5 protein-coding genes and 1 pseudogene are annotated in these 5,735 nt (G+C 36.4%); 3 read left to right on the top strand and 3 right to left on the bottom strand.

Annotation, left to right across the window (positions count from 1 at the left end):
- The 3 genes and pseudogenes from MTBBW1_RS29860 to MTBBW1_RS26540 form a co-directional block, all read left to right on the top strand.
- Positions 1 to 223 (top strand): annotated as a pseudogene (locus MTBBW1_RS29860) (IS3-like element ISPpr7 family transposase); the annotation flags it as partial.
- A gap of 295 nt (positions 224 to 518) precedes the next feature.
- Entirely contained in the window at positions 519 to 869 is a 351-nt protein-coding gene (locus tag MTBBW1_RS26535) for an integrase core domain-containing protein (protein WP_080809834.1), read from the top strand.
- A gap of 372 nt (positions 870 to 1,241) precedes the next feature.
- A complete protein-coding gene (locus tag MTBBW1_RS26540) occupies positions 1,242 to 1,442 on the top strand; it encodes a hypothetical protein (protein ID WP_245809573.1) in 201 nt (66 codons plus the stop codon).
- A gap of 427 nt (positions 1,443 to 1,869) precedes the next feature.
- Here MTBBW1_RS26540 and MTBBW1_RS26545 read toward each other — a convergent pair whose 3' ends face one another.
- The 3 genes from MTBBW1_RS26545 to MTBBW1_RS26555 form a co-directional block, all read right to left on the bottom strand.
- Entirely contained in the window at positions 1,870 to 3,780 is a 1,911-nt protein-coding gene (locus MTBBW1_RS26545) for a glycosyltransferase (protein WP_080809840.1), read from the bottom strand.
- A 21-nt stretch (positions 3,781 to 3,801) separates the two neighbouring features.
- On the bottom strand, positions 3,802 to 4,461 hold the full coding sequence (locus MTBBW1_RS26550) for a class I SAM-dependent methyltransferase (RefSeq protein ID WP_080809842.1): 660 nt from the start codon (positions 4,459 to 4,461) through the stop codon (positions 3,802 to 3,804).
- 89 nt (positions 4,462 to 4,550) lie between these two features.
- Positions 4,551 to 5,690 (bottom strand): glycosyltransferase family 2 protein, encoded by a 1,140-nt coding sequence (locus tag MTBBW1_RS26555; protein WP_186441735.1) that lies wholly within the window; start codon positions 5,688 to 5,690, stop codon positions 4,551 to 4,553.
- Positions 5,691 to 5,735: the final 45 nt, after the last annotated feature.

Genomic DNA, 5,735 nt, shown 5'->3' on the forward strand with positions numbered 1-5,735 from the left:
TGTTCCTTATCAGGTTTATGATTGTGAATCAGGGGAACTGGCAGCCGACCTGATTACAGATGCCTGTAACCAGGAAAAGGTGGAAAAAGATCAATTAGTGCTGCATTCTGATAATGGAGGGCCAATGAAGGCATATACCATGCTTGCAAAGCTGGAAACACTTGGCGTCATGGCGTCATTCAGTCGCCCCAGAGTAAGCAATGATAACCCATATTCCGAATCGACAGGCTGTTACGGAATGTCGAATGCTTTTAATTTAACCACAATATACTCGATGTTCAAGTTTTTAATTCTTGATTTTCTTAAATTACTAAATGACAGGCGTTTCGATAAATTGCTGACAAATTTTTAAGGCAGTGAGCAAAGTCAACAATATATCGTAAACCTTGAAAAATGGTGATTTTTAAAGGTCAACATAAAAAAACTTGAACATCGAGATATAATGACCAAAAAGCAATCGTTTTGTCTATATATAGCGTTTGATAATGAGCAAGTTTTAGTTCCGTAACAGCCTGTCGATGTTTAGAACCTTGAAATATAGGCCTGAATATCCTGAAAACGCCTTTAAAGACCTGAATAGTGCAAGAAGTTGGGTAGATAAGTTTGCCCATTGGTACAACAATAAACATCTCCATAGCGGTATTTGTTTTGTAACACCTTCTGATAGGCATGATGGTAAAGACCTTGAAATACTTGAAAAAAGGCATCAAGTCTACCTGAAGGCAAAATCCAATCACCCTGAACGATGGTCTGGTTCAATTAGAAATTGGAATCAGGTTGAAGAGGTTTCATTAAACAAGAGAAACCATAATGAAAAAAGTTCGAAAAAAAAAGAGGTGCCCCAAAAAAGCCTATGTACTGAGACATAGGCTTTTGGGAGAAAAAAGAGCAAAGGTTTCCCATGGCCGAGAATGGGCATCCAAAAAAACTCGTCGGAGGCCATGGGAAACCTTTGCGGGAACATTCTATTATTTTCCCATCTATCCCATAGGGGGCGTGTGTCAAGTTTCCCATTTTAAATTATAAATGAAAATTTTTTAATACTTTCAGTTAGTTATACATTAGGTAGTTTTAAGTATAAGCATTAGCAATATACTGTCAAAATAGAAGCAGTTACTCCAGAAAAGTGCCTCTAAATTAATACCTAAAATTAGGGCATTTTTTAGATAATTGTAGTACGCTTTTCTAAAACCCTACAATATCAACTGTTTTATGGCTTTATTAAATTTAAAAGGATTTCTATGATGACTCAAAAAGGTAGCCGTGGTGGCTACAGAGGCAAACCAAAACCCAAATTGCCGTATCATCTAAAGCGGGTTCATATCAATGCCAGAATCCAAAGATGGATGATTGATGAACTCAAGAAAAAAGGTGAACCTGGATTTATTTTAGAGGATATCCTCATAAAATCTGGTTTTAAATATAACGAATATAAAGATTAAATTTTGTTTTTTTATTATATTATATATAATATTGATTTATTTATTATAATCATATAAAAAGTAAACTAAAAACGCTTAAATCATTTGCCAGAATTTGACAAAATAATCTGACTCCTGACACACTTTTTGGATAAAAGGACATATTGAATATACAAGAGTTCAATATATAGTAGCCTTGATATGTAAGACCACTATATATTGATCTCAAAAACGTATTTATTAGAAAAAGTTATGTCCTTTTTTATTTAGAATAAAATCAAATAGTTATCCGCTAAAAATCAAAACTGTGTCAGGAGTGAGATAATAATTTATTTTTTCAGATGAGGCGACATCTTGCTTGACATCCACCGTAATGAAATGCCCAAAATTATTTCATCCTTGTCCCTAAGATGTCGTTTGGGGCTATTTTGCATATCTTGATTTTTGATCACATGTGTGTATCTTTAATTCTTTGAAGCATTACCAAAGATTCCTCTGCTCCATGTAATTGTAATTCTATTTTAAAATATGTTACTGCTTCTGAAAAGTTTTGCTCTGCCATACATAATAAGCCCATACGATGATTAAATCCTTTCAGGTTAGGGTCAATCCCTGCAAAGGTTTCGAGAGCATAGCGACACGCTTTAATGTCATTTTTGCGAAGATAGATATCAGCTATATTAAGCCAAACATCCTGTAAAGGTTTTTCAGCCTTTAGACACTTTTTTAATGATTTTATTGCTTCTTCATCTCTTCCCATAAGTCCCAAAGTTACTCCTTTTGTACGCATTAGAGTCATGTCTTTCGGCCATTTTGGAATAAGGTCGTTTAAAATATCAAGGGATTCTTCAAGTTTTCCTGCATTACGTAAAGAAAATATCTGTTTGACTTTTTCCGCCTTTGTGTGGAAGGGCTCAAATTGTTTATATAATGCAGGGGATAATTGGTCAAGAAAAGCATCAATTGGTTTGTTGCCGATCCATGTTTCTTGTTTTTCAACTTTTATGCCAGTTTTTAGCTCTTCTGCTTTAATGAATTCCGGAGTACGGATAAAGGCAGGAATATTAGCAAGATTGAATGATTTTACAGGACGAGGATATTTCTGTCGATCTTCAATTTCATCTAAATAAAGGCGAATATACTTTTCGTGGGTTTTGGAAAAATCAAACAAGGCTAAAGAACGCTCACGTCCTGCCTTGCCAAGGTTTTGTCTTTGATATGGCTTATCTATTAGTGCAGAGACTGTATTTATCAAATCCATGGTATCATCACCGTCACAGAGTAGACCTGTTTCATCATGTACGATGAGCTCGGGTAATGCTCCATTATTAAAAGCCACAACAGGGATACCACAAGCCATAGCCTCTACTGCCACAAGGCAGAATGATTCAGCAGCAGCAGCGTGTACCATAACGTCCATGGCTGAATATATCAAAGCCAGTTCCTGCTGGTTTTCCATATAGGGTATATTGCGGATAAATGGGGAAGTGTTTTTTTTATCACTTCCTACATTTAAAAATACTATGTTAGAATGCTTATGTATTATATGTTCTATGAGTTGCTTTAGGTGTGTTCCGCCTTTAAGTGGGTTATCCAATGCACCATGTACAGCTACAGCACCTAATACAGTTGTTTCAGGAGACAATCCCAAAGCGAGTTTTGCCTCGATTTTATCCATGGGTTTGAATAAAGACGTATCAATTCCATTATGCACAACATGTATGTGCATTGTTGAAAAACATGATTTGGCTACCTGTTTACGTATCCAGTCCGAGGGACAGATAAAGGTAATATTGCAATGGTCATACAATATCTTTTTTAGCTGAACACAGAGTGCCGGGCCTGGTGAACAAAGGTTATTGGATGTTGAATCTCTCATGCTTAACAGTTGGTTGGGATTGTGAGGATCATTTAGTTGCTGTCGAAAGCATGGAAAACAACCCTGTGACCATGATGTGCAGTCTCCAGGGTGCATACAAAAGCCTGTGACCGGGAAAAGGTCGTGGAATGTCCATATGGTCGGTTTAATGTGACTTAAAAACGATAAACTGAAGGGATTGAAATAGTCAAAGTGGATATTATGTACATGCAGGATATCAGCTTTTGTTATTTCTGGATGGCTTGATAGTTTGTGGCTGCCCTGGAAATGAAAATATGATAATTTTGCAGATTCACAAAAGGGTCTGATGGTTTCATTGGGAAGGGGATTAAAACGGCTGGATATATCGTTTTTAAGGCTTTTTCTGCCTACAATCATATGGGCATCATGATTGTCAAGGCGTTGATGTTTTGCTAATCCCAGTGCCATTCTTGCTGCACCGCCTTCAATGTCATAGGTATTGATATGAACAATTTTCATAAAATAAAGAATTCCAAACCTTTATTTTGGGCTGGAGCCGGGTGGAAGCTTTCTACAATGAACCCAGTGCCAATTTCCATGCCCTGGAATATTTTCTGTGTCTATACGATTTAAATAGAGCTTTGCTTTATCTACAAGTTGCTGAATCTCATCTACTGACCAGCGTACACTCGGTTCTTCAATTTTTTCAGGTTCTGCATCTTCTGTCGAATAATCAAGTTCGGCAAACTGGCAGATAATTTCGCCTTTTGAGGAAAGTTTTTCAGCCATTCCCATGATATAATCTCTTGTTAAATCTTTAGTTAGATGCTGAAAGACAATATAACAGTAAACAAGATCAATGTCTTCTGGAAGTTTTTCTTTCCATGTATCAGCTAAAACAGGCGTAAAATTATTAACCCCTTGATTTTTAAGAAAGTTTTGGGCTTTTCCAAGAATCAAAGGACTTACATCTATTCCCCACACATGACTTACAAGGGGTGCTATCATTGCGGTTTCTCTTCCATAACCGCAGCCTATAATGGCAACCTTTTTATCAAGAGTTAAAGAAGTGTAGCCTTTTATTATTTTTACATCCTTGCCATAGGATAATAATTTTCCATCCTTTTTTTCGTAGCAGTGGTGGTTTTCAAAATAGTTCTGTTCCTGTAATTTTTTCCAGCTTTCAAGGTTGCTTTTCATCTGTTTATTTTTTCCAAAATAATCTTCCCTTTTTATTTCGGCTTGCCGTCATGGGAGTTAAATTATTGTAATCTACAAACATTTCAGTTTTACAAGTCATTTTTAACTAAATTTTTCATATATCGTTTGAGATTTTCTCTTTTAGCCGGATCAGTTGCAGGATTTTTGACTGTTTTCTTTAAAATATTCTGAAAATCACAAGGCCTATATTTGTAAGGCAGTTTGCTATGGATTAGTGATTCAAATGCTAACTTTATTGCCATGGGTATTTGTTTGAAAGAATGATTTTTAGTATGTTTTGCAATTTCCATAAATACTGATTCCTTTGTTTGGGTTGATGGATAATTTGTTATCCATTCTCTCATCCTTTCAAGAAGTGCAGTGTTATATCCACATTGATATATATATGAACCTTCCCACATGGCAATTTTCAATATTTCATGCGTGGCTTCAATGGCATGGGAATGGGTGGAAAGATCAAGCTGAGGAAAAAAATCTTCAAATGAATGGGTATTGATAAATTCGTGGCAGGCTCTTGCTGAATCGTAAAGGCCGGCGACTGGAAAATCGTTGGTTGTCTGATGGGAGTGCCACCTGGTTACACAGGTTCGTTTATTTATAAATAGCGATGGATATTTAGATGAAATCCTGAGCCACATCTCAAAGTCCTGTCCATAGCGTAATGATTCATTGAAAAAGCCAATCTTTTTAAAAACATCACTGTGAATAGCGATTGAATTACCATGGACATAATTACCCTGGAAAAAACGTGAAACCTGAAATTCTTTGGGGGGCAGTGGACGCCATAAATCAGGTTCTGTTTTATCGCCGCTTTCTTCATTTAAATAGAAAAAATGGGAATAAAAAAATTTAATATTTTTATGTGCATTGATCCATTTCAGATGGGTTTCCAGTTTATCAGGTTCAAAAAGGTCATCTGAAGAGAGCCAGCATATCCACTTTCCACGGCTGTTTTTAAGTCCAGTATTTAGAGCAGCTCCACAACCTCCGTTTTCTTGGTTATAAATTTTAAACCTTGGATCAGCCGATGAGTAATTTTTTAGTATTGTATTTGTGTTATCAGTGGAACCGTCGTTGACGATTACCGCCTCCCAGCTATCCATGGTTTGTGCAATTATGCTATCCAGGGCATAGGGTAGGTAGTCTGCCTGGTTAAATGTCGGCACTAATATAGAAAAAAATGGCATGGTTTCATAATCGTAATTCATGGTGTAATTCATTTGACTTTCAAGTCTACCTCACCCCCGGGCCCA

The sequence above is a fragment of the Desulfamplus magnetovallimortis genome (assembly GCF_900170035.1).
Lineage (GTDB): Bacteria > Desulfobacterota > Desulfobacteria > Desulfobacterales > Desulfobacteraceae > Desulfamplus > Desulfamplus magnetovallimortis.